This window comes from Actinomadura sp. NPDC048394 (assembly GCF_040651755.1).
Taxonomy (GTDB): domain Bacteria; phylum Actinomycetota; class Actinomycetes; order Streptosporangiales; family Streptosporangiaceae; genus Spirillospora; species Spirillospora montaniterrae.
The window spans coordinates 110,353-136,624 of sequence record NZ_JBEZJL010000005.1; the positions used below are offsets into that span (position 1 = coordinate 110,353).

A 26,272-nucleotide genomic window follows, 5' to 3' on the forward strand; every position below is an offset into this window, starting at 1 on the left:
ATGGCGGTGCTGATGGCGAGGCGGATGGCGGGGCGTCGTATCTGGAGCTGGCGGCGCGGGAGGCGTTCGAGGGCGGGCTGCGACTCGTCCTGGACGGCATCGAGGCGGCGATCGCCCGCGTCGCCCCGCCGGAGGGCTGACGGGCCACGCCCTCGGACGTGAGCTGGATCTCGGTGCGAACCTGTCACATTCGAGGGGTCCGAAGCCCTCATCCTGGTATGGACACTTTCTCTATCGCGCCGCCCGGTGGGGCGGCGGGTGCGTGGGCCGAGCCGGATGCCGGGCGGGCGGCCGCGGGCGTGCTGGGTCTGGCCGGGCCGGCGTTCGTGGACGTGTTCGCGCGCGCGGGGCATGCGGCGTTCCGCCGGGATCTGGAGCGGCTGGCGGCGGCAGCGGCGGCGGGCCGGGCGCACGCGCCGCACGTGCGGGCGGGCTGGGAGAACCTGAAGCAGCAGTTGCGCCTGCATCACGATCTGCAGGAGGGCGCGTTGTGGCCGCGGGTGGAGCGCGCGGTGGCGGGCCATGCGCCGGAGCTCGGGGTGGTGTCGGAGCTGCGGTCGGAGTACGCCGGGATCGGGCCGCTGGTGGTGGCGCTGGACGCCGCGTTGGAGGACGGCGGCCAGGGGGCGGGTGAGGTCGTGGCGGCGGTGCGCGCGTTGCGAGCGGCGCTGGAGGTGCATCTGCGGCACGAGGAGGCGGGTGTGCTGGCGCTGGCGCGGCGGGTGCTCGGCCCGGCGGACTGGGCGGGGTTCGCGGGCGACGCGGTGTCGGCGTGCACGTCGGGCGGCGGCGGGTGCGGTGAGGGGACGGTGCCGTGGATGGTGGACGGGATCGCGCCGCTGGAACGCAGCCGGTTCCTGACGGCGCTGCCGCGGGAGGTGCGGGAGCTGAACCGGATGCGGTGGGAGCCGCGTTACCGCAGGCGCCGCCTGTGGAGCGTCTGACGACCGGCCCCGCAGTGTCACCAGGGGACGGCGCGGACGGTGACGTGCCGGTCGGCGGGGTTGTAGTACGACATCAGCAGTGCTTCGGGGGTGCTGAGCTCGGGGTGGCCGATGAAGGCGCGGCACTGGTCGTTGCCGGTGCCGCCCGAGCAGGGGACGGCGCCTTGTCCGGCGGGGCGCCAGGGGCCTTGCGGGGCGGGCGCGCGCCACAGCCGGTACCGGCCGTCCAGTCCGCGCTGCTCGATGAGGACCAGGCCGTGGCCGGCGGCGGTGTAGTCGGCGATGTGGACGGCGGCGGGCGCGGCGCCGGGGGCGATGGTCTGGGCGCGTGAGGCGTCGGGCGTCCACCCGGTGGGGGACCAGTAGCGGTAGGCGGACGGGTCGCGCCAGGCGGCGGGGTTCGCGGGGACGCGGGCGAGGGTGACGCGGCCTGTGGCGCAGGCGCCGACCGTCCAGGTGTCGCAGGCCGACCCGTACAGGTAGAGGTGGCCGTCGCGCAGGACGGGGGAGCCGAGGGTGAGCTGGAACGGCAGGCCGCCGGGGACGGTGAACACGCGGGTCTGGCCCTGCAGGGTGCGGTCGGCGGGCCGGTAGGCGGCGATTCCGTATCCCTGGGGGGTGATGGTGGTGCCGTGGACGCACACGTCGGTGTAGGTGAGCAGCACGGTGCCGTCGGCGGGCATGGGGGCGGCGCCGGAGATCCAGGAGGCGCTGTAGGCGGTGCCGGGGATGTGGCAGGGGGCGCCGCCGGGCAGCTGGAGGCCGGGCGGGGTGGCGAGCAGCGCCTGCGGCGGCCCGTCGCCGGGCGCGGCCGTCTCGGGGGTGCCGGGGGTGGGGAGTTCGGTGAGGTCGGTGGGGACGCGTCCGGGGGCGGCGGTGCCGGTGGCGGCGGTCGCGCCGAGCCACAGGCCGGGGCGGGTGCCCTTCCAGGTGGAGTCGCAGAACAGCCAGAGGCTGCGGTGGCCGGTGAGGGGGGTGCTGTAGCCGCAGTCGCGGTCGATGGTGTTGCCGGGCGCGGCGGTCTCGTAGCGGGACAGGACGCGGGCGGGCGGTGCGGCGCCGGTCGGGTGCGGGGGCCGCTGGTACAGCAGGACGGTGACGATCGCGGCGGTGGTGAGCAGCGCCGCGGTGAGGAGTGCGGCGGGCGGGCCCAGGGTGCCGCGCCCGGGTGGTGCGGGCGGGGCGGCGGGTGCGGGGCGGGCCGTGCGGGGGTTCATGCGGCGGTCCCTCCCCTCTGGGGGTGCGGCGGCTTCCGGGTGCCAGGGTCGCGTGCCGGTGCGTGCGGCGGCAACCCCGGCCGCGCCGGTGGGCCGCGCCCTGGGTGGGGGCGGGTCAGAAGCGGGTGGTGAGCAGGGCCAGGACGGCGACGCCGGCGGTGAGCCAGGCGGCGTAGTCGCCGATGTGCCCGGAGTGCAGGGCGTGCAGCCGCGCGGACGTCGCGGCGGCGGCGCGCGCGAGGATCCCGCCGCCGGTGCGGTCGGAGGACCGGCGCCGCACGGCGTGCACGGCGATGAGCGCGGCCAGCAGCAGGGTGGCCAGGAACCCGGCGACGCCGGAGGCGGTCCAGGGGTCGGCGGGCACGGAGTTGGGGTGGGGGACGCGGCCGTCCAGGACCAGGGCGGCGTAGCCGTCGCGGTCGGTGAACATCGCGGCGGCGGCACCGACGGGCCCGCCGGGGATCAGCCCGGCCAGCAGCGCCGCGGCGAGCAGGACCAGGCCGGGGGTGACCATCGTCCAGGGCAGGTTGCGCAGGGTGGGGCGGGTCTCGGGGTCCTCGTGCCCGCCGCCGGCGTCCGGCCGGGCGCCGCGCGCGGGGTCCTCCTCGGCGGGAGTGCCGCGGAACACCCCGAGCCAGACGCGCAGGACGGCGCCGGCGGTCAGCGCGGACGCGGCGATGGCCAGCGGGGTGAACCACCACCAGCCGAGCTCCTCGGCGGCGTGCTCGGTGACGGCGTGCCCGGCGAACAGCCCGGAGGGGGGCATCCCGGCCAGGCCGAGCGCGCCTAGCAGGAACGTGGCGCCGGTGACGGGCATGCCGCGGCCCCGGCCGCGCAGTTCGTGCTCGTCGACGGTCTGGTGCCGGTTGAGCAGGGCGCCGGCGGCCAGGAACAGGGCGCCCTTCACGCCGGCGTGCCCGGCGAGGTAGTAGGCGGTGCCAGCGAGGGCATCGGGCCCGTGCGCGGCGACGCCGACCAGCAGCAGCCCGACGTGGCTGACGGTGGAGTAGGCCAGCAGCCGCTTGATGTGGTGCTGCAGGACGCACATGACGGCGCCGAGCAGCGCGGCGGCGGCGCCGAGGACGGCGATGGCGCGCAGCGGGACGAGCCCGGCGAACGTCGCCCAGTAGGTGCGGGCGATGCCGTAGACGCCGAGCGGCACCATGATGCCGGAGAACAGCACGCAGACGGGGGTGGGGGCGACGGCGTGCGCGTCGGCGAGCCAGAAGTGGAACGGGACGGCGGACGCCTTGACCAGGTAGCCGGTGCAGATCAGCACGAACGCGGCGGTGACGAGCGCGTCGCCGTGCCCGCCGTGCCCGTTGCCGGTGCCGATGAGCTGCCGTCCGGCGGTGGCCAGGCCGAGCTGCCCGGTGCGGGCGTAGACCAGGGCGATCCCGGCGAGGGTGAGGTAGGCGCCGATCGACTGGATGATCCCGAAGTTGAGCGCGCCGTGGACGGTGGAGGGCTCCTCGGAGCGGTAGCCGGTGAGCGCGAACGCCACGACGCTCATCAGCTCGAAGAACACGAACGCGTCGAACAGGTCGCCGGTGTAGACGTAGGCGACCATCGCCGCCAGGAACAGCAGCATCAGGGTGTGGAAGATCGCCTGGACCTCGGTGAAGAACCGCCAGGAGAACAGCAGCGCGGCGAGGGTGAGCAGCGCGGTGATGAGGGCGAGGCCGGCGGCGAAGGGGTCGGCGACCAGGGGGATGCCGACGCCGGTGGCCGGTCCCCAGCCGCCGAGCCAGCTGACCTGGGCGTGGTGGGGGGCGCGGGTGAGGGTGAGGGCGGCCAGCGCGGCGACGGCGGCGACGGCCAGCACGGCGGCGACGTCGACGACCAGCCGCGGCAGCCACCGCCCGGCGGTGGCCAGCAGCGCGGCGGCCAGGATGGGGACGGCGATGGTGAGCTGCAGGATCACGATTCCAGGGACCTCAGCTCGCCGGGGTCGATGGTGCCGCGGCGCTTGGCGACCTGGACGGCCAGGGCGAGCAGCAGGGCGGTGACGGTGGCGCCGACGACGATGTCGGTGAGGGTCATGGCCTGCACGACGGGGTCGGTGACGGGGCGGCCGTGCGGCGGGCGGTCGGAGAAGACGGGGGCGGTGGCGCCGTCGCGGTAGCCGATCGCCAGCAGCAGCACGTAGGTGCCGGACTGGGTGACCGACAGGCACACCACGGCGTGGATGAGGTCGCGGCTGGTGACGATGCCGTAGATCCCGACGATGACGATCCAGCCGGCGGCCAGGTAGGGCAGGTGGCTCACGGGGTCCCTCCGGGTGGTTCGCGCACGAGCAGCGCCTGTTCGAAGAACTTGCCGATGAGCAGGACCAGCGCGCAGCCGACCTCGACGCCGACGGCGCCGTTGAGGGCGGGGACGGCGCCGGCGGCGGCGAGCGCCATCGCGACGAACACGCCGGCGGCCAGCGCCTCGGTCGACTCGAACACCGGGATGGGCCGCAGCCGCTGCAGGGCGGGGTAGTCGCCGGCGAGGTACAGCAGGTGGACGGCGGTGCCGAGGACGACGCCGCCCTGGAATCCGCCGCCGGGCGACTGGGCGCCGTGCGCGATGATGTAGACGCCGATCAGCAGGGTGACGGGCAGCAGCAGGTAGCCGACGATGCGCAGCGCGTCCGACACCTCGGCGGGTCCGTGCCGGTGGGCGGCGCCCTGGTCCTCGGCCTCCTTGCCGACGACGCGCAGCAGCACCACCGCGCCGATCGCCGACGCCATCAGGATGAGCTCCTCGCCGATGGTGTCGAAGGCGCGCTGGTCGAAGTTGACCGAGGAGATGGTGTTGGTGGTCGACTCGCGCAGCGCCTGGCGGACGGCGCGGTCGCCGTAGGGGTGCACGGCGCCGCCGAAGCGGGGCAGGTCGAGGGCGCCGGCGGTGAACAGGGCGGCGGCGCCGGCGGCTCCGGCGGCGAACAGCAGGGTGCGGGTGCGGGTCCTCATGGGGCGTCCCCACCGGCCGCGCCCCGCCCCGCCGGGTCGCTGTCGGAGGCCGTGCCGGTGGCGCTGTCGGTGGCGGTGCCGGAGGTGTCGTGGTCGGGGCGGCGGTCGTCCTCGCCGGTGTCGCCGCCCTTGCGGTGGCGGCTGGTGGCGTGCAGGGCCAGCACGACGATGAGGGGGACGACGACGGTGCCGACGCCGATCTGCGACATGGCGACGTCGGGGGCCTGCAGGACCAGGAACAGCACGCCGAGGACCATCCCGTACCCCGACAGGACGACGGCCTGGCGGGCGGGGTGGCGGGTCAGCACGACGGCGGTGGCCATGAGGACGGTCAGCGCGAGCGCGGTGAGGATGAGCGCGTCGGCGAGCGGGCCGGAGAACGGGTCGCTCACGACGGCTCCCCGTCCCGCGCGCCGCCTGCGCTCCCCGGGCGGCCTGCACCCGTGCCTGCGCCCGTGCCGGTGGCGCGGGCGACGGCCTGGCCGGCGGTGACGACGGTGGCGGGGCCGGTGGCGGCCAGCAGCACCCCGATCACGGCGATCTTGACGACGTCGTGCCAGGACGACCAGGGGTGCAGGGCCAGCCCGGCCAGCAGCAGCGGCGCGGCGAGCGCGGTGACGGGCGCGACGGCGTGCAGCCGGGCGGCGGCGCCGCGGGTGACCGCCAGCCGCAGCCCGGCCAGCACGCACACGGCGGTGCCGGCCCAGGTGAGGGTGTCGGCGAGCAGGGTCATGGGCCTCCCGTTCGGTTCACAGGGTCCGGCTGAAGAACCGGGCGAACACCAGCGCCCCGGCGAACGACAGCAGGGCCAGGATCAGGGCGACGTCGAGGTAGGAGGTCCGCCCGTAGGCGGAGGCGAGCAGGGCGAGCACGAGGGTGACCAGGGGGCCGGTGACGATGAGGCCGGCGAGCCGGTCGGCGGGGCGTCCGCGCAAGGTGGTCAGCAGCGCGGGCAGCACGGCGGCGACCAGGATCACCAGGGCGGGCACGGCGATGCTCATCGCGTCCCCCTCCCGCCGCCGTCGGAGGGCCGCTCGTCGGAGGCGTGTTCGTCGTCGGAGGCGTGTTCGTCGTCGGAGGCGTGTTCGTCGTCGGAGGCGTGTTCGTCGTCGGGGGAGCGGACGAGGCCGGTGGCGCGCAGCCTCCGCTCGAACGGCGACGGGTGCGGGGTGAGGCGGTGGACGGTCAGCACGCCGTGCTCGGGGTCGACGCCGCCGACGTAGGTGGCGGGCGAGGTCGACACCAGCAGGGTGGCGGTGCCCCGGTTGGCGGCGCCGGGCGCGACGCCGAGCCGCGTCCAGGTGCCGCCGGAGGTGCCGAGGACGGCGACGCGGGCGCTGTCGGCGACGATCTGGGCGGGCAGCAGCGCCAGCGGGGCCGCCAGGCGGGCGGGCGGGACGGGCCTTAGCCCGGGCGCCAGGTCGGCGGCGGGGCTGCGCGGCCCGGCGGGGTCGCCGGCGGTGCCGGTGCTGAACAGGGCGCGGCGCCCGCCGGTGGCGACCGCGGCCGCGAACGCGGCGACGACCGCGCCGACGGTGATCTCGATGATGTCGATCGTGGAGATCAGCGACAGGTAGAGCGCGAACAGCACGGCCCACCAGGCCAGCGGTTCGGCGGCGGCGCGGGCGGGGCCGCCGCGGGTCAGCGGGATCGTGCGGGCGGCCCGCGGCCCGGCCTGCGGGAGCGGCGGCGGGCGCTCCGGCGGCTGCGGGGGCGGTCCCGGGGTGGGCGGCGTCATGCGTTCCGCATACCCGAGCGGACGGTTCCAACCGTGATCGGCGGCACGCGCGGCCCCCGCGCACCCCCGCACGTGGGGCGGTTCGTGCCGGTCTGGGGTGTGTGCGGGGATGTTTGCGTGCGTCCGGCGGGGTAGGGCGCGCTACGGACCGTCCGGCACGCCGCGCTTGTGAGGGAGGACGGGGATGGCGAGGTTCGGGTACTTCCTGGCCAGCGAGGAGCACGCGCCGGGCGAGCTGGTGCGGCAGGCGCGGCTGGCCGAGGACGCCGGGTTCGAGGCGCTGTGGATCTCCGACCATTTCCACCCGTGGCTGGACGAGCAGGGGCAGGCGTCGTTCGCGTGGTCGGTGATCGGCGCGATCTCGCAGGCGACGTCGCTGCCGGTCGGGACCGCGGTGACGTGCCCGCTGGTGCGCACCCATCCGGCGATCGTGGCGCAGGCCGCGACGACGTGCGCGTTGCTGACCGGTGGACGGTTCACCCTCGGCGTCGGCACCGGCGAGTTCCTCAACGAGCACATCATCGACTCGCGGTGGCCGCCGGCCGCCGAGCGGATGGACATGCTGGAGGAGGCCGTCGCGCTGATGCGGCGCCTGTTCACCGGCAAGCTGGTCACCCACCGCGGCGAGCACTACCGCCTCGACACCGCCCGCCTGTACACCGTCCCGGACGAGCCGCCCCCGATCTACATGTCGGGGTTCGGGACCAAGGCGGCGACGCTGGCGGGCCGGATCGCCGACGGGTTCATCTGCATGATGCCGGACGCGGACCTGGTGAAGGTGTTCCGCGACGCCGGCGGCGACGGCAAGCGGGTGCAGGGCGGGCTGAAGGCGTGCTGGGCGCCCGACGAGGCGCGGGCGCGGCGGACCGCGCTGCGGCTGTGGGCCAGCGATTACCTGCCGGGCGAGGCGAACCAGCTGCTGCCGCAGCCGCGGCAGTTCCGGCAGCTGGCGCAGCTGGTGACCGAGGACATGGTCGCCGAGCGGGTGCCGTGCGGCCCCGACCCCGAGGTGCACGCGCGGGCGCTGCGCGCCTACGTCGACGCCGGGTACGAGGACGTGTTCGTCACGCAGATCGGGCCCGAGCAGGACGGCTTCTTCGACTTCTACTCCCGCGAGGTGCTGCCCCGCCTGCGCAGCTGACCCCCTGCGCGAGACGAAACCCCCTGAAACCCCCTGAGACCCCCGAGATCCCCTGAGACCCCCGAGATCCCCCCGATGGAAGGAATGAGGATGAACACCCCCTCGGTGCCCGGCAAGGGCCCCGGTCAGATCAGCAAGAACGCCGCGCGCGCCGGCACCGCCGCGTCCGGCGCCGCCTCGGGCGCGGCTTCGGGCACGGCGTCCGGTGCGAAGTCGGCCGCCGCGGCAGGCACGGACACCGCGCGCGGCGCAGCGGGCGCCGCCCGCTCCGCCGGCGAGGGCGCCGGGCAGGTGGCGGGCCAGGTCGGCGGGCAGGTCGCGGCGCTGCCGGGCCGGGTGGCCGGGCTCGCGCGGCTGCTGACGCTGCACCGATTGCTGAAGGCGGCGCCGGTGGCGGCGGCCGCCGCGGCCGGCATCGTGATCGGCCGCCGCACCAAGCGCTGACCCGCGCGTTCACGCCCCCGGGACCGTCCGGCGCGACGGTCCCGGGGGCGCGGCATGCCGCTTGACCGGCGCCTGACCGAAACCGGAATGCCCGTTTAGACAGGTCGAGGCGGGTAGAGGGGTGCACGAACGTTTTCCCCCGGACAAGGAGATGACATGACTGGGCCGATCGCCCAGCAGACCTCGGGCACCAGCACCGTGCAGCGCGGCGGTGGCGGCAGCAGCAGCCTCGCCGACGTCGTCGACCTGATCCTGGAGAAGGGTCTGGTCATCGACATCTACGCGCGGGTGTCGCTGGTCGGCATCGAGATCCTCACGGTGGACGTGCGGATCGTGGTGGCCAGCGTCGACACCTATCTGCGGTTCGCCAAGGCGGTGAACCGGCTCGACATCGCCCACGACGGCACCTCGCAGGGCCTGCCGCAGTTCGTGGAGGGCATGCAGGAGTCGGGCGCGAAGAAGAAGACCAGGGGCGCGCTGGAAGGCGCCGGTGAGCGGCTGAAGGAGACCTTCGGCGGCGGCTCCAACGACGACGACGAGGACGAGGACAAGCAGCCCGCGCGGCGCCGGTCGTCCCGCAAGAAGGAGGACGACGAATGACCTCCCCGAACGAACCCGGTGAGGACAAGACCCCCCAGTACGTGTACGGGGTGACGCGGTCCGGCGCGTCCCTGCCCGCCGACGTGGCGGGCCTGGACGACCGGCCCGTGTCCCTGGTGGAGGACGGCGGCCGCTGCGCCGCGGTCGTCAGCGACCTGCCGGCGGGCCGCCCGCTGGGCGAGCGCGCCGACCTGGTGGCGCACCAGCGGGTGCTGAACGCCCTGCTGGACGCGGGCCTGGTGGTGCTGCCGTTCCGGTTCGGCGCCGCCCTGTCGGACCGCGGCGCGGTCCGCAAGGAGCTGCTGGAGGGCAACTCCGACCGGCTCGGCCAGGTCATGGACCAGCTCGAGGGCCGGGTGGAGCTGCGGCTGAAGGCCACCTACGTCCAGGACACCGTGCTGCGGGAGATCATGGAGCAGGAGCCGGAGGTCGCCGAGCTGTCGCGGCGGCTGCGGGAGGTCCCCGCGGACGTCGCCGACGCCGTCTACTACGACCAGGTCCGGCTCGGCGAGCTGATCGCGCAGGCGATGGACCGGCGCCGCGAGCGCGACGGGCAGGTTCTGCTGGAGGCGGCCGCGCCCGCCGCGGAGGCGTTCGTCCGCAAGACGCCCGCCCGCGAGGAGGACGTCCTGGACGTCTCGTTCCTGGTCCGCAACGACCGGCGCGAGGAGTTCGAGAAGGCCGTGGAGAAGCTCGGCCAGGCGCACACCGACCGGGTGCGGCTGCGGCTGATCGGGCCGCTGCCGCCCTACGACTTCGTCCCGGAGGCGTGATGGGGCTGTTCACCGGGCTGGTGACGCTGCCGCTGGCGCCCGTGCGCGGCGTGGTGTGGCTGGCGGAGGTGCTCACCGAGCAGGCCGAGCAGCAGCTGTACGACCCCGGCAGGATCGCCGCGGAGATGCAGCAGATCGCCGACGAGGTCGCCGCGGGCGAGATCGGCGAGGACGAGGCCGCCGCCCGCGAGGAGGAACTGATCGCCCGCCTGCACGAGGGCCGCGCCCGCGGCCTGTAGCGGCGCGGCGTGTGGAGGGAGGCCAGTGATGATGTCGGCGTCCGAGGCCGCCAAACGGGCGGCCGAGCACGTGACGGCGATGACCGGGCGCGCCGCCGAGAGCGTCGTCGGGCTCGAGCGGGCCGGCGAGGACGGCTGGCGCGTGTGCGTGGAGGTGGTGGAGACCCACCGCATCCCCGACTCCGCCGACATCCTCGCCATCTACGACACCGAGGTCGACGCGGACGGCGAACTGGTGTCCTACCGGCGCGTCCGCCGGTACCCGCGCGGACGAGTGGAGAGGGACTGAGGACCATTGAGCGAGATCTCCTGGACCGGGTCGCGGGGCCCCGCCAAGTCGATGGCGGGGGAGCGGCAGTCGGCGAACCTGGCCGACCTGCTGGAGCGGATCCTGGACAAGGGCATCGTGATCGTCGGCGACGTCCGGGTGAACCTGCTGGACATCGAGCTGCTGACGATCAAGCTGCGGCTGCTGGTGGCCTCGGTCGACCGCGCCCGGGAGATGGGCATCGACTGGTGGGAGCACGACCCGTCGCTGTCGTCCAAGGCGCGCACCGACCGCTCCGGCGGGGACGGGCGCGTGGACGGCGCCGCGGACCGCGAGCTGCTGGAGGAGAACCGGCGGCTGCGCGAGCGGCTCGCCGCCCTGGAGGCCGGCGACGGCGCCACCGCGGCCGCCGACACCGAGCGTTCCGGCGGTTCCGAGCGTTCCGGGGCGCGGCGCAGCGAAGGAAAGGAGGCCGGATCGTGACCGACAGGGCGACCGACCTGGCGACCGGCCAGGGCACCGCCGCCGGTGACGGCCTCGCCGTCTACCTGTACGGGGTGGCGCGGGGCCTGGACCCGGCCGCTCTGGACGGCGTCGCCGGCGTGGGCGGCGCGCCCGTGCGGACCGTCCCGGCCGGGACGCTGACCGCGCTGGTCAGCACCGTGCGGCTGGAGGAGTACGGCGAGGCCGCGCTGCGGGAGAACCTGGAGGACCTGGCGTGGCTGGAGGCGACCGCCCGCGCCCACCACGACGTGGTGGACCTGGCCGCGCACGCCGCGCCGACCGCCCCGGTGCGGATCGCCACCCTCTACCGCGACGACGCGCGGGTCGCGCAGGTGCTCGCCGAGCAGGGCGAGGCGTTCGCGCGGGCGCTGGACCGGGTGACCGGCCGCGCCGAGTGGGGCGTCAAGGCCTACGCGCACCGCGAGGCCCTCGAACCCGCCGAACCTCCCGAGCCCGCGCCCGAACCGGCGCCCCAGGCCGGGGCGGGGACGGCGTACCTGCGGCGCCGCCAGGACGAGCGGCGCCGCCGCGCCGACGCGGGCCGCAAGGTCGGCGAGCAGGCGGCGGCGATCCACGACCGTCTCGCCGGCCTCGCGGTCGCCGCTCGCCATCACCCGCCGCAGGACCCCAAGCTGTCGGGCCGGGCGGGGGTGCAGATCCTCAACGTCGCCTACCTGCTGGAGGAGGGCGACGCGGCGGCGTTCGCGGAGGCGGCGCGCGCGGCGGGGGAGCGGTGCCCGGGCATCGAGGTGGAGGTGACGGGGCCCTGGCCGCCGTACTCCTTCATCGACACCACTGACCCCGCGGCCGACGGGCACGCCGACCCCGCAGGGGCGCCCGAGGGGGCGGGCCGGTGACGGCCGTCCTGGACACCGGCCGCGACGTCCCGATGGAGCGGGTCGCGCTGGTCGACCTGCTGGACCGGCTGCTGGCCGGCGGCGTGATGATCGCCGGTGACCTGGTCATCTCCATCGCCGAGGTGGACCTGGTGCGGGTGTCGCTGCGCGCGCTGGTCACCTCCGTCCGCGACGAGCTGCTGCGCGGCGACGAGCTGCTACGCGAGGAGGAACCGTGAACCCCACGCCCCGCGACCGCCGCCCCGGCGACGCGACCCGGCCGGGCCGCGGCGGGGAGCGCGCACCGGTGTCGGGCGAGGTGTCGGTGCGCGACCCCGCCGCCGGCGACCCGCTCACCGACGACATCCTCGCCGGCCGCACCGGCGGCGCGTCCGCCGACGCTCCGGTCCGCGCGACCCGCGCGTCCGCGCACGCCGACGCCCTGCGGGAACGGTCGTCGCGGACGATGCAGCGGCTGCGCACCGACCCCGAGACCGTCGAGCGGGACCTGGTGAAGCTGGTGCTGACGCTGGTGGAGCTGATCCGGCAGCTGATGGAGCGGCAGGCGCTGCGCCGCGCGGAGGGCGGCGACCTCACCGACGAGCAGATCGAGCGGCTCGGCCTGGCGCTGATGCGGCTGGACGAGGCGATGACCCGGCTGAAGGACCACTTCGACCTGCAGGACGGCGACCTGAACCTCGACCTCGGCCCGCTGGGCCCGCTGCTGCCCGAGTGACCCGGGTGACCCTGCTGGAGCCCGCCCCCGTCGCGGTGGGCTCCAGCATGTTCAGCGCGCCGGCTCCCCGTCCGGCCGGTCGTCGGGGTTGACGGCGGTGCCCTTGAAGAAGGTGTAGTGGAACGTGCCGCCGTCGCCGGCGGTGCGGTCCAGGTCGGCGATGCCGCGGTCGAACTCCTCGGCCGTGGTCAGGCCCGCGGCGACCGCGTCGTCGCGGACGGCCCGCACCATCGCGGTGAAGGTGTTGCGGGTGAACCCCTCCACCAGCGCCGGGCGGCTCTGGTCGGCGTACACGGTACGGGGCCGCACCTCGACCTGCCGGTATCCGGCGGCGGTCAGCAGGGGGTGCAGGCGGCGGCCGATGAGCGCGTCGCCGCCCGCGGCGGCCTGCAGCCGGACCTGGTGGCCGATCGCGGCGCGGGCGGCGGCGCTGTCGGGGTGGAAGAACGCCGACCCGTGGTCGCCCTCGATGACGGTGAGGGTGCCGCCGGGCCGCAGGACCCGCCGCAGCCCGGCGAGCGCGGCGGCCGGGTCGCGCAGGTGCTCCAGCACGAAGCAGACGAACAGGTGGTCGAACGCGCCGCTGGGGAACGGCAGGTCGTGCAGGTCGGCCCGCAGCCACCGCACCCGCGCTCGCGGGAACCGGGCCGTGACGCGCTCGCGGGCCTGCGCGAGCGACGCGGCGGACACGTCCACGGCGGTGAGGTCGGCGCAGGGGGAGGACTCCAGCAGGTGGACGGTCTGGGCGCCGACGCCGCAGCCGACCTCCAGGACGCGGGCGCCCGGCGGGTAGGCGGTGCCGGGCCGCCCGCCGGCGGGGCCGTGCAGCAGCGCGGCGAGGGTGTCGGCCTGGTCGCCGAGCCGCCGCGACTCGTGCGCCGAATAGCCGTGGACATAGCCGGGCGTCTGGCCGCGGGGGCGCCCGGGAGCGGTCGCTGTTTCCATGGGCCCACCGTGCCGCCACAATGGCCTGATGCACAGGTCCAATGGCGGCGCGTCCGACCAGTCCATAACGGGGTCGGACTTCCTGCAGCTCGACACCGCCGAGGCACCGCCTGGCGGCCTGGCCGCGTGGCTCGCCCGGCGGCTGCGCGAGGCGATCGGCGACGGCCGCCTGCCCGTCGGCAGCCGGCTGCCCGCCACCCGCGTCCTGGCCGCGGACCTGCGGGTCTCCCGCGGCGTGGTCACCGACGCCTACCAGCGGCTCATCGACGACGGCCACGTCGCCGGCCGCGGCCGCGCCGGCACCATCGTCGTCGCCGCGCCCCTCACCGCCCCGCCGCCCCCGCCCGGCCGCGCCCCCGACCGGCCAAAGCAGCCCGAGACGTCCGAGACGCCCGAGTCGGTGTTCGCGGGCCGGCCCGGCGCCGAGGCGTTCGACGTCCTGCGCGCCGCACCCGCCCGCATCGACCTGTCACCCGGCGTCCCCGACCTGGCCGCCTTCCCCCGCGCCGCGTGGCTGCGCGCCGAACGCCGCGTCCTGTCCACGCTGGCCGCACCGTCCTTCGGCTACGGCGACCCGCGCGGCACCCCCGCCCTGCGCGCCGCCGTCGCCGGCTGGCTGGCCCGCAACCGCGGCATCCGCGCCGACCCCGCCGACATCGTCGTCGTCGCCGGCACCGCCCAGGCCCTCGGCCTGCTCTCCCAGGTGCTGCGCGCCGACGGCGTCGGCGCCGTCGCCGTCGAGGACCCCGGCTCCCTGGGCACCCGCCAGCACCTGCGGCACTGGGGCATGCGCACCCCGCCCGTCCCGGTCGACGACCGCGGCGTCCGCGTCGACGCCCTGCACCGCACCGGCGCCCCCGCCGTCCTGCTCACCCCCGCCCACCAGTTCCCGACCGGCACCGTCCTGCACGGCGCCCGCCGCCGCGCGCTGATGGACTGGGCCGCCGCCGGCGGCCTGATCATCGAGGACGACTACGACGCCGAGCACCGCTACGACCGGCCGCCCGTCCCCGCCCTGCGCGCCCTGCTCACCGACCGCGTCTTCTACGCCGGCAGCGTCTCCAAGCTGCTGGCGCCCGCGCTGCGCACCGGCTGGGTCCTCGCCCCGCCCCGCCACCGCGACGCGCTCGTGGACGCCAAGCGCTTCGCCGACCTCGGCAACGCCGCGCTGCCCCAGCTCGTCCTCGCGGACCTGATGGAGTCGGGGGAGATGGAGCGGCAGCTGCGGACGCTGCGCCGCCGCCACCGCGCCCGCCGCGACACGATGATCGCCGCGATCCGCGCGCGGCTGCCCGGCGCGGTCGTGCACGGCGCCGCCGCCGGCCTGCACCTGCTCGTCACCTTCCCCGAGCGTCCCGGCCTGCGCGACGCCGACCTGGCCGCCGCCGCCCTCGAACGCGGCGTGAAGACCCAGCCGCTGTCCTGGCACGCCCAACGGCCCGGCCCGCCCGGCCTCGTCCTCGGCTACGCCGCCACCGCCCCCTCCGCCATCGACGACGGCGTCACCGCGATCGCCGCCGCCCTCCGCGACCTCACCTGACCTCCGCCCGCACCGCGCCGGGCGGGGTCAGGCGGCCAGGAGCTCGGCGTCCCACAGATCCCGGTACGGGCCCGGCACCGCCACCAGCTCGTCGTGACGGCCCCGCTGCACCACCCGGCCGCGGTCCATCACCACCACCTCGTCCGCCGCGCCCAGCGCCGCCAGCCGGTGCGTGACCAGCAGCAGCGTCCCGCCGCCCGGCGCCGCCAGCAGATCCCGGGTCACCGCGTCGGCCGTCACCGGATCCAGCGCCTCCGCCGGCTCGTCCAGCACCAGCACCGGCGGATCGGCCAGCAGCGCCCGCGCCAGCAGCAGCCGCTGCCGCTGCCCGCCCGACAACCCGTGCCCGCCCGTCCCGACCGGCGTGTCCCACCCGCCCGGCAGCGCCTCCACCACCTCCAGGAACCGCGCCCGCCGCGCCGCCGCCTCCAGCTCGCCCTCGCTCGCGTCCGGACGCGCCAGCAGCAGGTTCGCCCGCACCGACCCGGCGAACACGTGCGCGTCCTGCATCAGCCCCCGCACCACGCCCCGCCCATCCCCATGCCCGTCCCCGGCACCGTACGCGGACGGGTCGTGCCCGCCGATCAGCACCGCACCCGCCTCAGGCGCCACCTCGCCCGCCACCGCCGCCAGCAGCGTGCTCTTGCCCGCGCCGCTGGCTCCCACCACCGCGACCCGGCGGCCCCGCTCCACCCGCAGATCCACCCCGTCCAGCGCCGCCCGGCCACCGCCGGCGTACGACACCCGCACACCCAGCAGCTCCACCGCCAGCGGCCCCCGCGGCACCGCCACCGGACGCACCGGACGCGGAGGCGGGGGAGCGGCCAGCACCGACTCCACCCGCCGCACCGCCGGCCGCACCTCCCGCAACCGCTGCGCGGCCGCCGCCAAGGGAAGGGCCGCCTCCACCGCCACCAGCGCCGACAAACCCGCCACCGCTGCCCCCACCTGGTCCGCACCGCCCCGAAGCGCCGCCCACACCACCGCCGCCACCACGCACCCCTGCACCGCCACACCCGCCCCCGCCACCAGCGCCGACACCCGCGCCGCCGCCCGCTCGGCCCGCCGCAGCCCCGCCGCGGCATCCCCGGCCGCCGCCGCGAACCGCCCGTCCGCACCGAACACCTTCAGGTCCGCCGCGCCCTCCAGCACGTCCAGCGCCCGCACCGCCAGCTCCTCACGCCCCGCCGCGACCCGCGCCGCCGCCCGCCCGGCCGCACCCGCCGCCACCACCGCCAGCACGGGCCCCGCCACCAGCACGCCCACCGCCAGCACCACCGCCGCGCCCGGCGCCACCAGCCCGCACACCGCCACGCCCACGACCCCGCACACCACCGCCGCGACCCCCGGCAGCACGCACCGCAGCAGCAGGTCCTGCACCGCCTCCACGTCCGACACCATCCGCGTCAGCGCCCCACCGTCCCGCAGGCCCGGCTCGGCCCGGCGCCGCGCCGCCAGCGCGTCGAACACCCGTCCCCGCAGCTCCGCCAGCGCCCGCAACGTCGCGTCATGCCCCGCCAGCCGCTCGGCGTACCGCAGCGACCCCTTCGCCAGCGCGAACCCCCGCACCGCCACGATCGCCACCGACAGCACCGCCAGCTCCGGACGCTGCGACGCCCGCGCGATCAGCCACGCCGCCGTCGCGACCAGCGCCAGCCCGCACACCTCCGCCGCCACGCCCGCCAGCGCCGCGACCACCAGCCGCACCGCATGCGGCCGCACCGCGCCCCACACCCCCTTCACGCCGCCCTGCCCTCCTCGACGACACCCGCACGACCCGCCGGCTCCGACACCCGGCCGTCCCGCAGCCGCACCACCCGGTCCGCCAGCGACAGCAGCGCCGGACGATGCGCCACCACCAGCGCCGTCCGCGCCTCCAGCAGCCGCGCCGCACCCTCCACCAGCGCCCGCTCGCTGGCCACGTCCAGCCGCGCCGTCGGCTCGTCCAGCAGCATCACCGGACCGCCCGCCAGATACGCCCGCGCCACCGCCAGCCGCTGCCGCTGACCCGCCGACACCCCCGCACCACCCTCGCCCAGCACCGTCGCATACCCCCGCGGCATCGCCGCGACGAACCCGTCGGCGACCGCCGCCCGCGCCGCCTCCACCACCCGGTCCCGCCCCGCGTCCGGATCACCGAGCCGGATGTTGTCGGCCACCGACGCCGCGAACAGATGCGGACGCTGCGGCACCCACCCCAGGCGCCGCCGCCACGCCACCGGATCCAGCTCCGCAAGATCGACCCCGTCCACCAGCACCCGCCCCGACACCGGAGCCACCAACCCCGCCACCACCAGCAGCAACGTCGACTTCCCTGCACCCGACGGCCCCGTCACCGCGACCCGCTCACCCGCCCCGATCCGCAACGACACCTCCTCCAGAGCCGCCCGCTCCGCACCCGGATACCGCACCGTCACCCGCTCCAGCACGATCTCCGGCACGCCTTCGCGTACGACGGCCCGTCCCGGGGCCGGCGCGGACGGGGTGTCCAGCACCGCGAACGCCTCCTGCGCCGCCGCCACCCCCTCCGCGCTGGCATGGAACCGCGCCCCCAGCGCACGCAACGGCAGATACGCCTCCGGCGTCAGCACCAGCACCAGCAACCCCGTGGACAGCGCCATCCCGCCCTCCAGCAGCCGCAACCCCACCGGCACCGCCACCAACGCCACCGACAACGCGCACACCAGCTCCAGCACCAGCGACGACAGGAACGCCACCCGCAGCGCCCCCGTCGTCGCCCGCCGATGCTCCTCCGCCAGCGCCCGCACCACCCGCGACTGATGACCCGTCCGCCCGAACGCCCGCAACGTCGACAGCCCCGCCACCACGTCCCGGAAATGCCCGCCGAGCCGATGCAGCGACGCCCACTGCCGCCCCGTCAAAGCCGCCGTCCGCAACCCCACCAGCGCACCGAACACCGGCACCAGCGGCAACGTCACCAGCACCACCACCGCCGACGCCCAGTCCGCCGCCACCAGCCGCGCCACCACCAGCGGCGGCACCACGCACGCCGTCAGCAACTGCGGCACGTACCCGGTGAAGAACGGGTCCACCGCGTCCAGCCCCCGCGTCAGCAACGTCACCCGCGCCCCCGCGTCCGCCGCACCGCCCGCCAGCAGCGCCTCCCGCAACCCCTCCTTCACCCCGGCCGCCGCACGCCCCGCCACCAGCGACGACACCCACGCCAGCACCGCCCGGCCCGCCACCGCCGCCACCAGCCACGGCAGCACCCCCGCGTCCAGGCCCGCCACCGCCCGCGCCAGCAGACCCGCCGCCACCACCAGCAGCACACCCTGACCCGCCGCCAGCACACCCAGCCCCACCAGCACCCGCCGGGGGACCAGCCCCAGCAGGCGCCGCTCCACACCCTTCACCTCGACCCCCCGCTCACAGGTAGGAGGGGGAGTCCACACGCCCCCAGAACGTCCGCCACACCAGCGCCTGCGACGCCGCCAGCAACGGCAGCAGCACCGCCGCACCCACCGCCGTCAACGACAACCCGCCGCCCTCCGCCACCACCTCCGACCACGGCAGCCGCAACCCCGCCGCCGCCAACGCCACCACCAGCACCAGCGCCGACACCCCGTACCGGCCACGACCCCGCGCCGCCCGCACCGCCAGATCACCCGACAACCGCAACCGCGCGAACCCCGCACCATGCCACGCGAACAGCACCACCAGCGGCAACCCCAGAACGCTCCCCGCGTTCAACCCCCCGCCGCCCAGCACCGACCCCAGCAGCGACGCCCACGCCAACCCCAGCGCCCAGCTCCCCGCCACCACCGCGCCGTCGCACACCGTCCGCCACCCCGACGCGTCCACCCGGCCCCGCAGCCACAGCCCCATGTCCCGCACGACCCACCCGATCAGCAGCGCCGCCGCCACCGGATACAGATCCGCCAGCAGCCGGTGCTCCAACCCCGGGAACGCCCCCGCCACCAGACCCGCCGACGCCACCAGCCACACCTCGTTCCCGAGGAAGAACGGCGCGAACGACGCGATCACCACCCGCCGCTCCCGCTGATCCCGCCCCAGCCACGGCAGCAGCATCCCCACCCCGATGTCCGCACCCGCCAGCACCAGATACCCGCCGGCGAACACCGCCAGCAGCACGACCGCCAGAGACTCCATCACGCACACTCCCGTCCCACCGTTGAGAAACCCGCACCGTCACGAAACCCGCACCGTCGCGAAACCGAGGATCAGAACGTCGCCGACACCGCCGGAGCCGACGGCGCCACCGGGGGAGCGGCCCCCAGCGCCGCCCCGTCCGGCCCCCGCCGCGCGAACCGCGCCAGCAACCACGCGTTCACCCCCACCAGCACCGCGAACAGTGCCGTGAACGCCACGAACGACACCGTGATCGTCCCCGAACCCACCCCCGGCGACAGCGCGTCCCGCGTCTTCAGCACCCCGTACACCATCCACGGCTGCCGCCCCACCTCACGGAACACCCAGCCCGACAGCATCGCCACGTAGGGGAGCGGCACCGCGCACACCATCACCACGTGGAACACCCGGCCCCGCACCAGCCACCGCCCCGACCACACCTTCACCAGCGCCGCCAGCGCCAGGAACATCATCAGCGACCACAGCCCGGTCATCACCCCCTCACCGACGCCCGCCAGCCCCGGCGCCATGTAATCGCCCGGACCGAACCGCGCCGTGAAGTCCGCCACCGCCGCGGCCGCGTCATCACCACCGGTCTTCGTCGGCTGCAGGTACTGGTACTGCATCCCCCCGACCACCACCACCGGCATCACCGCCGCCATCACCGTGACCAGCCCCATCCGCATCGAACGCCGGAAGAACTCCACCTCCGCCGTCCGCCGCAGCAGGTGGTAACCGCTCACCCCCGCCATGAAGAACCCCGCCGTCAGCAGCCCCCCGAACAGCACGTGCGCGAACGCCAGCAGCGCCGTCGGATTGGTCAGCAGCGCCCCGACGTCCGTCAGCCGCGCCGCCCCGTCCCGCATCTCGTAACCCACCGGACGCTGCAACCACCCGTTGGCCACCAGCACGAAATACGCCGACAGATACGCCGTCAGCGTCACCACCCAGATCAACCCCAGATGCACCCACCGGTTCAGCCGATCCCACCCGAAGATCCACAACCCCAGGAACGTCGACTCGACGAAGAACGCCGCGATCGTCTCCAGCGCGAGCGGCGCCCCGAACACCCCGCCCGTCATCCGCGACATCCCCGCCCAGTTCAGACCGAACTGGAACTCCATCACCAGCCCCGTGACGATCCCCACCGCGTAATTCACCACGTACAGCTGGCCCCAGAACCGCGTCATCCGCGCATGCACCGCACCGCCCGACAGCGTCGCCCGCGTCTGCATCAACGCCACCAGCGTCGCCAGCCCCAGCGTCAACGCCACGAACAGGAAATGCGAGCCGGCCGTCAACGCGAACTGCACCCGAGCCAGCACCAGCGGATCCATCAGCACAACCCCCACGAACGATCGGCGGCAACCACGACCCGATCATCCGGCCCCGCACCCCCTCCGCGGATCCTGCGCAAGCCCCGAACCGCACTGCGCGTTTCGCGTACCGGACCCCCGCCCCCTACAACCCGGGATGTACACCACCGCCGTGCCTACTCCCAACGGAGAAGCCCGCCCCTAGCCTCGTCCTAGCCCCGCCGAGCCGCCGCCCACACCACCACGCCCACCACACCGAACGGCACCGCCGCCACCGCCATCAGCACCCCCGGCCCCGCCCACGCCGACCCCAGCGCATACCCGCCGAACACCGCCATGCACACCGCCTCCGTCCCGAACCCCGCCAACGACGTCACCGTCGCCCGCGCCCCGTCGCCCACCCGCTCCTGCAACCGCGCGTCCACCGCCGCGACCGACCACCGGAACGCCCCGAACGCCACCGCCACCACCGGCACACCCCACACCGACTCACCCACCGACCCCGCCGCGAGCAGCACCGCACCCGCCCCCAGCACCGGCCCCAGCCACCGCACACCCCGCCCCGCCACCCAGCCGCCCACCGCGTCACCCACCGTCACCACCAGCACCAGCAACGGCACCCACACCGCCGCCACACCCGTCGACCGCACCAGCAACGGCACGTACTCGTCCACCGACGTCACCCCCGTCACCACCGCCGCCAGCACCAACGCACCCCGCACCGCCGGATCGCGCCTCACCTGCGCCGCACCGTCCCGCAGCACCCCCACCACCGACAACCCGCCGTCCATCCGCGCCACCCGCTCCTCAGGCAGGAACCACCCCGCCACCGCACACCCCACGCACGCCGCCACGCTCGCCACACCCAGCAACCGGTAACCACCCACCGCCAGCACCGGCGACGCCACCGCACTCGCCGCCACCACCCCCAGCAGCGACACCGCCTCCGAACGCCCGATCAACCGCGCGTACGAACCCGCGCCCCCCGACCGCTCGAGCGCCTCGTAAACCAGCGCCTGCAACGCCCCCGACCGCAGCGCCGACCCCGCACCCCACAACACGAACCCCGCCGCGAACGCCGGATACGACGGGACGAAGGCCCACAGCCCGAAACCCGCGCCGGCCAGCAGGGGAGCGGCCACCAGCAGCGACCGCCGCGAGAACACGTCCGCCCACAACCCGGCGGGCAGCTCGACGACGAACCCCGTCACCGACCAGACCGCGAACAGCGACGAGATCTGGGCGGCCGACAGTCCGGCCTCGGCGAACAGCACCGAATAGACCGGATAAATAAGGATGAAGTCCTCAAGGAAGGCGTAAACGTACAGCCTTCGCGCCAACCCGGACCCGGGGGAGAAGCATCAACATCGCCACGTCATACCGCGACCCTAAGCACCCCGACACTGTCAGCGCCACCCAATAACCTGCCCCCGAACCAACCCGCACAGGGGAGCACCACATGACCACACTGCCGGACCGCCCCAACACCGCACTGCTCGTCATCGACGTCCAGAACGGCGTCATGGCCGGCGCCCACAAACGCGACACCGTCATCACCAACATCGCCACCCTCATCGACAAGGCGCGCACCCACAACGCCCCCGTCATCTGGGTCCAGCACTCCGACGACCACCTCACCCAAGGCACCGACGCCTGGCACTACGTCCCCGAACTGACCCGCCACGAGTCCGAGCCGCTCGTCCACAAGATCTACGGCGACTCCTTCGAGGACACCGACCTGGAAGACGTCCTCGCCGCGGCCGCGGTCGGGCAGCTCATCGTCACCGGCGCCGAGACCGACGCGTGCATCCGCTCCACGATCCACGGCGCCTTCACCCGCGGCTACGACGTCACCCTCGTCGGCGGCGCCCACACCACCCAAGACCAGAGCGCCTGGGGCGCACCACCGCCCGACCAGGTCATCGCCCACACCAACCTCTACTGGCAATACCACCAGGCCCCCGGCCGAACCGCCGCCGTCGCCTCCGCCGAGAGCATCACCTTCACCCACCCCGCCACCAAAGCGACCTGAACCAAACGCCCCGCCTACCCGGCCAGCGAAGCCTCAGCTCCATCGCTCGTCGCGTGGACGTCCGGGCTCGAGGTTGGGGGAGAACTGCGAAGCGAGAATCCCGCTGCAGGTCACGCGCCATGCGCGTCGCCCGACTGGCGGTGCCTGCGGCCGGGGGCTGATGCCGGCCCGGCGGGTGGGGGAGGCGGCCCCACCACGGTGCGAACCCGGCTCCTCCGCCCCAGCTCTTGCCCAGATCTATCGAAACTCGATAGATTCCCATCGTGAGTCGATGGAAGGGTGGGCCATGGGAAAGCTGACAGTGCGCGCGCTGCGCGCCGTGCTCCTGGTGGGGCTCGTCGGCACCGTGTCCGTACAGGCATTGATGGTGTGGACGCTGGTCAGCGGGAGCGACCCGGAAGACGGGTCGCTCCCGCTGACCCCGCTACGCGTCATCACGATCCTGGGCATCGGGGCGGTCCAGGTCATCGGGGTCTGCGTGTGGCGGCTGGTGACGATGGTGCGACGCGGAACCGTCTTCTCCCATGCCGCCTTCCGGTACGTGGACGTCATCATCGGCGCGATCGTGGCGGCCGCGCTCGTGTGGTTCGCGGTCACGGCCCTCAACGCGCCCGGCCAGCGAGACGACCCGGGCGTCACGGTCATCATGGCCGGGGTCGGCTTGGCCATCCTGGGGGTCGCGCTCATCGTGCTCGTGCTGCGGACGCTGCTCGCCCAGGCCGTCGCGCGGGACGTCGAAGCGGCGCAGATGCAGGCCGAGCTGGACGAGGTGATCTGATGCCGATCGCCGTCGACATCGACGTGATGCTGGCCAAACGGAAGATGTCCGTGGGCGAGCTCGCGGACCGCGTCGGGATCACGCCCGCCAACCTGGCGGTCCTCAAGAACGGCCGCGCCAAGGCCGTGCGCTTCACGACCCTCGCCGCGCTCTGCGAGGTGCTCGAGTGCCAGCCAGGCGACCTGCTGCGCTGGGAGACCGAGGACGCCGCGGGCGCATGACGCGCCCGGGCAGGCGTGAAAGTGCCTGGCGCTACCGGCCCGTGACACGGCATGTGGATCGCATACACGTGGCGGCGGCGCCCGCTCCTCGCAGCGCGACCTCACCTCTACTTAACATAATGCTCATTATCGACCATCTGCGAGAGCTGGAACGAAAGGGGCATCGGCCGCAAGATGGTCGCGCGCGGTGGCCGGTGCGGCGTCGCGGCGAACCACGACGGCTCGCGCCGTGGCGCCGGCCGTCCTGGATGCCGCCGTTGCTTAGGCGGCTCGTGGTGCGACGGCTCATGGCCGACTGCACGGGCCGACAAGGATGCCGCCGCCAGGTTCCGCGAAGCTGCGTTGGAGATCGTGGCGCAGACGGCGTTCAGGCGTTCACTGGGTCGGTCAGCCTGGGCCTCGGTCGGCTCAGAGTGCCGAGGTGGCGCTCGTTGGACGGGTGCCGGAGTGTGCTGTGTGGTATGCCGCATGGGCATCTGGCGTTGAGAGGATCGGGCCTTGCGTCCGGGAAGGTGCTGGCCACTCCCCGGCCCAGGCTGGCGGTTGATCTAGGCGACGTTGTCGATGATCAAGGTTGGGTCGGGGTCGTCGTTGCAGAGTCCGGTTGCGGCGCGCGTTCTCTTCTGATCTCAAACCAGACAGAAGCTGGATTCTGTCTGGTTTGCGTAATTTGTTCCCCTATATCCCATATGGCGGTGTGGGTGTCGTGGCGGGCTCCCTGGAGGGTTCGGCTCTCTTTAGGGTGATCGGCATGATGGTCATGCGCTCGGTTGCCCTGTTCTTGCTGGCTGCGCTTGCGGAGATCGGTGGCGCGTGGCTGGTGTGGCAGGGCTGGCGGGAGCATCGCGGGCCGTGGTGGATCGTTGCGGGCGTGGCCGTTCTCGGGGCCTACGGGTTCGTGGCGACGTTGCAGCCCTCCCCCGACTTCGGCCGGGTCCTGGCCGCGTACGGCGGTGTGTTCGTCGCGGGGTCGCTGGCGTGGGGCGTTGTGGTCGACGGGTTCCGGCCCGACCGGTGGGACGTCGCCGGCGCGCTGGTCTGCCTGGCCGGGGTCGCGTTGATCATGTACGCGCCGCGTTCGTGATCTACGGGGCGGTGAGGTGGGTGAAGCGCAGGGCGTTGCGGACGGCCGCTCCCCCGGGGTCGTTGTTGAAGTAGACGTAGGCGTCGTCGGCGCCGTCCAGACGGTCGGCCCAGGCGCGGAGCGTGGCGTCGTCGTAGTGGGGCCAGGGGTCGGCGGGGCCTTCGTGGAAGCGCAGGTAGAGCCAGTCTGTGGTGCGCCATAGAGGTGTGAGGGGGCGGCCGAGGCGGTCGGCCCAGCACAGGGCGGCGCCGTGGTGTTCCAGGACGCGGCGGACGTCGTCGGTCCACCAGGTGGGGTGGCGTGGTTCGACGGCGACGCGGACGCCGTCAGGGAAGCGGCGCAGGCATTCGTCGAGGCGGTCGGGTTCGGCCTGCAGGGTGGGCGGGAGCTGCAGGAGGATCGGGCCGAGTTTGGTGCCGAGGCCGCCGGCGGCGGCCATGAGGCGGGCGACGGGTTCGGCGGGGTCGTTGAGGCGTTTCATGTGGGTGAGGTAGCGGCTGGCTTTGACGGCCATGACGAAGCCGGGCGGGGTGTTGTCGTGCCAGGCTTCGAAGGTGGGGCGTTTGGGGAGCCGGTAGAAGGCGTTGTTGTTCTCCACGGTGGTGAAGACCTCGCCGTAGCGTTGCAGCCAGGCGCGCTGCGGGACGCCGGTCGGGTAGAGGACGTCGCGCCAGTCGGTGTACTGCCATCCGGATGTGCCGATCAGCACGGGCGGCTCCTCTCCCCCGGGTGTCGGGTGCGGTGGTACCCGTCTGAGGGCGGGTTTGTCGGTGGCGGGTTGTAGCGTCCGGCGGGTGCGTCCTGCGGATCTTGAGCGTGTGACCGTGGCCGAGGCCGTCGACCGTTATGCGGAGATGGTTCGGGCGAAGTGCTCGACGGGGGCGTTGGCGCCGGCGTCGGCGGAGGTGTACGCGCGGGACGTGGTGACGTTCGCGGAGCTGGCGGGTGCGGATCGGGTGCTGGACGATCTGACGGGGGCGGACGTCGATGAGGTGCTGCTGGGGTTCGCGCGCAAGCCGGACGGGCGGCGCCGCGCGGCGGCCGGGTCGGGGCCGGAGGGTGGGGGTGCGTTGCAGAGCGCGTCGTCTCAGGCGCGGTTCCGGCGGTCGGTGTCGGCGTTCTTCAAGTACGCGGTGGTGGCGGGGTGGGTGCAGCTGGATCCGATGGTGGCGGTGACGGTGCGGCCGAAGCATCGGGGCGGGTTGCGGGCGGAGCGGCGGGCGTTGACGGTGGAGCAGGCGGAGGGGTTGCTGGGGGCGGCGCGGGAGATGGCGGAGGCGGGTCCGGCGCCGCGGCGGCGGGTGGATCAGCGGACGGAGTTGCGGGACGGGTTGATCGTGCTGTTGCTGGCGGCGGTGGGTCCGCGGGTGTCGGAGTTGACGCGGGCGAATGCGGAGGACTTCTTCGTCAACGGGGGGATGCGGTATTGGCGGATCTTCGGGAAGGGCGGGCGGACGCGGGATGTGCCGCTGCCTCGTCCGGTGGTGGAGGTGCTGGACGCGTATCTGGCGGAGGGGCGGGTGCTGCTGGATCGTGGGGTGGAGTCGCGGGCGTTGCTGTTGTCGTGGCGGGGGCGGCGGTTGGCGCGGGGTGATGTGCAGGCGGTGATCGATCGGGTGCTGGAGGGGGTGGAGCCGGGGCGGCGGCGGAGTGTGACGCCGCATGGGTTGCGGCATACGACGGCGACGCATCTGCTGGCGGCGGCGACGGACATGGATGCGGTGCGGCGGGTGCTGGGGCATTCGGATCTGTCGACGCTGGGGCGGTATCGGGATGAGCTGCCGGGTGAGTTGGAGGCGGCGATGCGGGTGCATCCGTTGTTGGGGCCGGTGGAGCGGGGGTGAGTTGC

32 protein-coding genes are annotated in these 26,272 nt (G+C 74.7%); 17 read left to right on the forward strand and 15 right to left on the reverse strand.

Going from position 1 to position 26,272, the window contains the following annotated elements:
* The first annotated feature begins 218 nt into the window (after positions 1 to 218).
* On the forward strand, positions 219 to 944 hold the full coding sequence (locus AB0C78_RS04570) for a hemerythrin domain-containing protein (protein WP_360741600.1): 726 nt from the start codon (positions 219 to 221) through the stop codon (positions 942 to 944).
* Positions 945 to 961: 17 nt separating this feature from the next.
* Here AB0C78_RS04570 and AB0C78_RS04575 read toward each other — a convergent pair whose 3' ends face one another.
* The 8 genes from AB0C78_RS04575 to AB0C78_RS04610 form a co-directional block, all read right to left on the reverse strand.
* Complete coding sequence (locus AB0C78_RS04575) at positions 962 to 2,161, reverse strand: hypothetical protein (RefSeq protein ID WP_360741602.1); 1,200 nt, start codon at positions 2,159 to 2,161, stop codon at positions 962 to 964.
* A gap of 115 nt (positions 2,162 to 2,276) precedes the next feature.
* The gene (locus tag AB0C78_RS04580) at positions 2,277 to 4,085 is read right to left on the reverse strand and encodes a proton-conducting transporter membrane subunit (protein ID WP_360741604.1); all 1,809 of its coding nucleotides are present in this window, start codon (positions 4,083 to 4,085) and stop codon (positions 2,277 to 2,279) included.
* Positions 4,082 to 4,429 carry a cation:proton antiporter subunit C gene (locus AB0C78_RS04585; RefSeq protein ID WP_151546105.1) on the reverse strand — a complete coding sequence of 116 codons (348 nt, stop codon included), beginning with the start codon at positions 4,427 to 4,429 and terminating at the stop codon, positions 4,082 to 4,084. The genes AB0C78_RS04580 and AB0C78_RS04585 overlap by 4 nt, the downstream gene beginning before the upstream one ends.
* The gene (locus AB0C78_RS04590; RefSeq protein ID WP_151546104.1) at positions 4,426 to 5,118 is read right to left on the reverse strand and encodes an MnhB domain-containing protein; all 693 of its coding nucleotides are present in this window, start codon (positions 5,116 to 5,118) and stop codon (positions 4,426 to 4,428) included. The genes AB0C78_RS04585 and AB0C78_RS04590 overlap by 4 nt, the downstream gene beginning before the upstream one ends.
* Positions 5,115 to 5,510 carry a DUF4040 domain-containing protein gene (locus AB0C78_RS04595; protein WP_360741607.1) on the reverse strand — a complete coding sequence of 132 codons (396 nt, stop codon included), beginning with the start codon at positions 5,508 to 5,510 and terminating at the stop codon, positions 5,115 to 5,117. Before AB0C78_RS04595 ends, AB0C78_RS04590 begins: the two co-directional genes overlap by 4 nt.
* Positions 5,507 to 5,851 (reverse strand): monovalent cation/H(+) antiporter subunit G, encoded by a 345-nt coding sequence (locus AB0C78_RS04600; protein ID WP_360741609.1) that lies wholly within the window; start codon positions 5,849 to 5,851, stop codon positions 5,507 to 5,509. Before AB0C78_RS04600 ends, AB0C78_RS04595 begins: the two co-directional genes overlap by 4 nt.
* Positions 5,852 to 5,867: 16 nt before the next feature.
* Positions 5,868 to 6,119 carry a monovalent cation/H+ antiporter complex subunit F gene (locus AB0C78_RS04605; RefSeq protein WP_151546101.1) on the reverse strand — a complete coding sequence of 84 codons (252 nt, stop codon included), beginning with the start codon at positions 6,117 to 6,119 and terminating at the stop codon, positions 5,868 to 5,870.
* Positions 6,116 to 6,856, reverse strand: a complete 741-nt coding sequence (locus AB0C78_RS04610; RefSeq protein WP_360741611.1) for a hypothetical protein — start codon at positions 6,854 to 6,856, stop codon at positions 6,116 to 6,118. Before AB0C78_RS04610 ends, AB0C78_RS04605 begins: the two co-directional genes overlap by 4 nt.
* Before the next feature lie 184 nt (positions 6,857 to 7,040).
* On the opposite strand from AB0C78_RS04610, the gene AB0C78_RS04615 reads away from it, so the two are divergent.
* The 10 genes from AB0C78_RS04615 (at position 7,041) to AB0C78_RS04660 (ending at position 12,397) form a co-directional block, all read left to right on the forward strand.
* Positions 7,041 to 7,997: a TIGR03557 family F420-dependent LLM class oxidoreductase gene (locus AB0C78_RS04615; RefSeq protein WP_360741613.1), complete on the forward strand. Its 957-nt coding sequence runs from the start codon at positions 7,041 to 7,043 to the stop codon at positions 7,995 to 7,997.
* A gap of 90 nt (positions 7,998 to 8,087) precedes the next feature.
* Positions 8,088 to 8,441 (forward strand): hypothetical protein, encoded by a 354-nt coding sequence (locus AB0C78_RS04620; protein ID WP_360741615.1) that lies wholly within the window; start codon positions 8,088 to 8,090, stop codon positions 8,439 to 8,441.
* 156 nt (positions 8,442 to 8,597) lie between these two features.
* Positions 8,598 to 9,041, forward strand: coding sequence for a gas vesicle protein GvpJ (gvpJ, locus tag AB0C78_RS04625; protein WP_360741617.1), 444 nt, complete (start codon positions 8,598 to 8,600; stop codon positions 9,039 to 9,041).
* Positions 9,038 to 9,814, forward strand: coding sequence for a GvpL/GvpF family gas vesicle protein (locus AB0C78_RS04630; protein ID WP_360741619.1), 777 nt, complete (start codon positions 9,038 to 9,040; stop codon positions 9,812 to 9,814). Before gvpJ ends, AB0C78_RS04630 begins: the two co-directional genes overlap by 4 nt.
* Positions 9,814 to 10,053, forward strand: coding sequence for a gas vesicle protein GvpG (locus AB0C78_RS04635; protein ID WP_360741621.1), 240 nt, complete (start codon positions 9,814 to 9,816; stop codon positions 10,051 to 10,053). Before AB0C78_RS04630 ends, AB0C78_RS04635 begins: the two co-directional genes overlap by 1 nt.
* Before the next feature lie 28 nt (positions 10,054 to 10,081).
* Entirely contained in the window at positions 10,082 to 10,342 is a 261-nt protein-coding gene (gvpO, locus tag AB0C78_RS04640; RefSeq protein WP_151543836.1) for a gas vesicle protein GvpO, read from the forward strand.
* A 51-nt stretch (positions 10,343 to 10,393) separates the two neighbouring features.
* The gene (locus AB0C78_RS04645) at positions 10,394 to 10,804 is read left to right on the forward strand and encodes a gas vesicle protein (RefSeq protein WP_360741832.1); all 411 of its coding nucleotides are present in this window, start codon (positions 10,394 to 10,396) and stop codon (positions 10,802 to 10,804) included.
* Positions 10,801 to 11,682: a GvpL/GvpF family gas vesicle protein gene (locus tag AB0C78_RS04650; protein WP_360741623.1), complete on the forward strand. Its 882-nt coding sequence runs from the start codon at positions 10,801 to 10,803 to the stop codon at positions 11,680 to 11,682. The genes AB0C78_RS04645 and AB0C78_RS04650 overlap by 4 nt, the downstream gene beginning before the upstream one ends.
* On the forward strand, positions 11,679 to 11,900 hold the full coding sequence (locus tag AB0C78_RS04655) for a gas vesicle protein (protein ID WP_225992095.1): 222 nt from the start codon (positions 11,679 to 11,681) through the stop codon (positions 11,898 to 11,900). Before AB0C78_RS04650 ends, AB0C78_RS04655 begins: the two co-directional genes overlap by 4 nt.
* Positions 11,897 to 12,397: a gas vesicle protein K gene (locus tag AB0C78_RS04660; protein ID WP_360741626.1), complete on the forward strand. Its 501-nt coding sequence runs from the start codon at positions 11,897 to 11,899 to the stop codon at positions 12,395 to 12,397. The genes AB0C78_RS04655 and AB0C78_RS04660 overlap by 4 nt, the downstream gene beginning before the upstream one ends.
* 51 nt (positions 12,398 to 12,448) lie before the next feature.
* On the opposite strand, the gene AB0C78_RS04665 is transcribed toward AB0C78_RS04660, so the two are convergent.
* Positions 12,449 to 13,342, reverse strand: coding sequence for an L-histidine N(alpha)-methyltransferase (locus AB0C78_RS04665; protein ID WP_360741628.1), 894 nt, complete (start codon positions 13,340 to 13,342; stop codon positions 12,449 to 12,451).
* A 28-nt stretch (positions 13,343 to 13,370) separates the two neighbouring features.
* On the opposite strand from AB0C78_RS04665, the gene AB0C78_RS04670 reads away from it, so the two are divergent.
* Positions 13,371 to 14,882, forward strand: coding sequence for a PLP-dependent aminotransferase family protein (locus AB0C78_RS04670; RefSeq protein WP_360741630.1), 1,512 nt, complete (start codon positions 13,371 to 13,373; stop codon positions 14,880 to 14,882).
* 27 nt (positions 14,883 to 14,909) lie between these two features.
* Here AB0C78_RS04670 and cydC read toward each other — a convergent pair whose 3' ends face one another.
* The 5 genes from cydC to AB0C78_RS04695 form a co-directional block, all read right to left on the reverse strand.
* The gene (gene cydC / locus AB0C78_RS04675; protein ID WP_360741632.1) at positions 14,910 to 16,625 is read right to left on the reverse strand and encodes a thiol reductant ABC exporter subunit CydC; all 1,716 of its coding nucleotides are present in this window, start codon (positions 16,623 to 16,625) and stop codon (positions 14,910 to 14,912) included.
* On the reverse strand, positions 16,622 to 18,247 hold the full coding sequence (gene cydD / locus AB0C78_RS04680; protein ID WP_360741634.1) for a thiol reductant ABC exporter subunit CydD: 1,626 nt from the start codon (positions 18,245 to 18,247) through the stop codon (positions 16,622 to 16,624). The genes cydC and cydD overlap by 4 nt, the downstream gene beginning before the upstream one ends.
* 22 nt (positions 18,248 to 18,269) lie before the next feature.
* Complete coding sequence (locus tag AB0C78_RS04685; RefSeq protein WP_360741835.1) at positions 18,270 to 19,013, reverse strand: cytochrome d ubiquinol oxidase subunit II; 744 nt, start codon at positions 19,011 to 19,013, stop codon at positions 18,270 to 18,272.
* 71 nt (positions 19,014 to 19,084) lie between these two features.
* The gene (locus tag AB0C78_RS04690; RefSeq protein ID WP_360741636.1) at positions 19,085 to 20,329 is read right to left on the reverse strand and encodes a cytochrome ubiquinol oxidase subunit I; all 1,245 of its coding nucleotides are present in this window, start codon (positions 20,327 to 20,329) and stop codon (positions 19,085 to 19,087) included.
* A 191-nt stretch (positions 20,330 to 20,520) separates the two neighbouring features.
* Positions 20,521 to 21,648 (reverse strand): MFS transporter, encoded by a 1,128-nt coding sequence (locus tag AB0C78_RS04695; protein WP_360741638.1) that lies wholly within the window; start codon positions 21,646 to 21,648, stop codon positions 20,521 to 20,523.
* Between the two features lie 119 nt (positions 21,649 to 21,767).
* Between AB0C78_RS04695 and AB0C78_RS04700 the strand changes: the two genes are divergently transcribed.
* The 4 genes from AB0C78_RS04700 to AB0C78_RS04715 all read left to right on the forward strand — a co-directional run bounded on the left by AB0C78_RS04700 (position 21,768) and on the right by AB0C78_RS04715 (position 24,423).
* Positions 21,768 to 22,340, forward strand: a complete 573-nt coding sequence (locus tag AB0C78_RS04700; protein WP_360741641.1) for an isochorismatase family protein — start codon at positions 21,768 to 21,770, stop codon at positions 22,338 to 22,340.
* Between the two features lie 286 nt (positions 22,341 to 22,626).
* Positions 22,627 to 23,118 (forward strand): DUF2975 domain-containing protein, encoded by a 492-nt coding sequence (locus tag AB0C78_RS04705; RefSeq protein WP_360741645.1) that lies wholly within the window; start codon positions 22,627 to 22,629, stop codon positions 23,116 to 23,118.
* Positions 23,118 to 23,339 (forward strand): helix-turn-helix transcriptional regulator, encoded by a 222-nt coding sequence (locus tag AB0C78_RS04710; RefSeq protein WP_360741648.1) that lies wholly within the window; start codon positions 23,118 to 23,120, stop codon positions 23,337 to 23,339. Before AB0C78_RS04705 ends, AB0C78_RS04710 begins: the two co-directional genes overlap by 1 nt.
* Before the next feature lie 751 nt (positions 23,340 to 24,090).
* Entirely contained in the window at positions 24,091 to 24,423 is a 333-nt protein-coding gene (locus AB0C78_RS04715) for a YnfA family protein (protein ID WP_360741650.1), read from the forward strand.
* Position 24,424: 1 nt separating this feature from the next.
* Here AB0C78_RS04715 and AB0C78_RS04720 read toward each other — a convergent pair whose 3' ends face one another.
* Positions 24,425 to 25,132: a DUF72 domain-containing protein gene (locus AB0C78_RS04720; RefSeq protein WP_360741653.1), complete on the reverse strand. Its 708-nt coding sequence runs from the start codon at positions 25,130 to 25,132 to the stop codon at positions 24,425 to 24,427.
* Positions 25,133 to 25,241: 109 nt separating this feature from the next.
* On the opposite strand from AB0C78_RS04720, the gene AB0C78_RS04725 reads away from it, so the two are divergent.
* Positions 25,242 to 26,267: a tyrosine-type recombinase/integrase gene (locus tag AB0C78_RS04725; protein WP_360741656.1), complete on the forward strand. Its 1,026-nt coding sequence runs from the start codon at positions 25,242 to 25,244 to the stop codon at positions 26,265 to 26,267.
* The last annotated feature ends 5 nt before the right edge of the window (positions 26,268 to 26,272 follow it).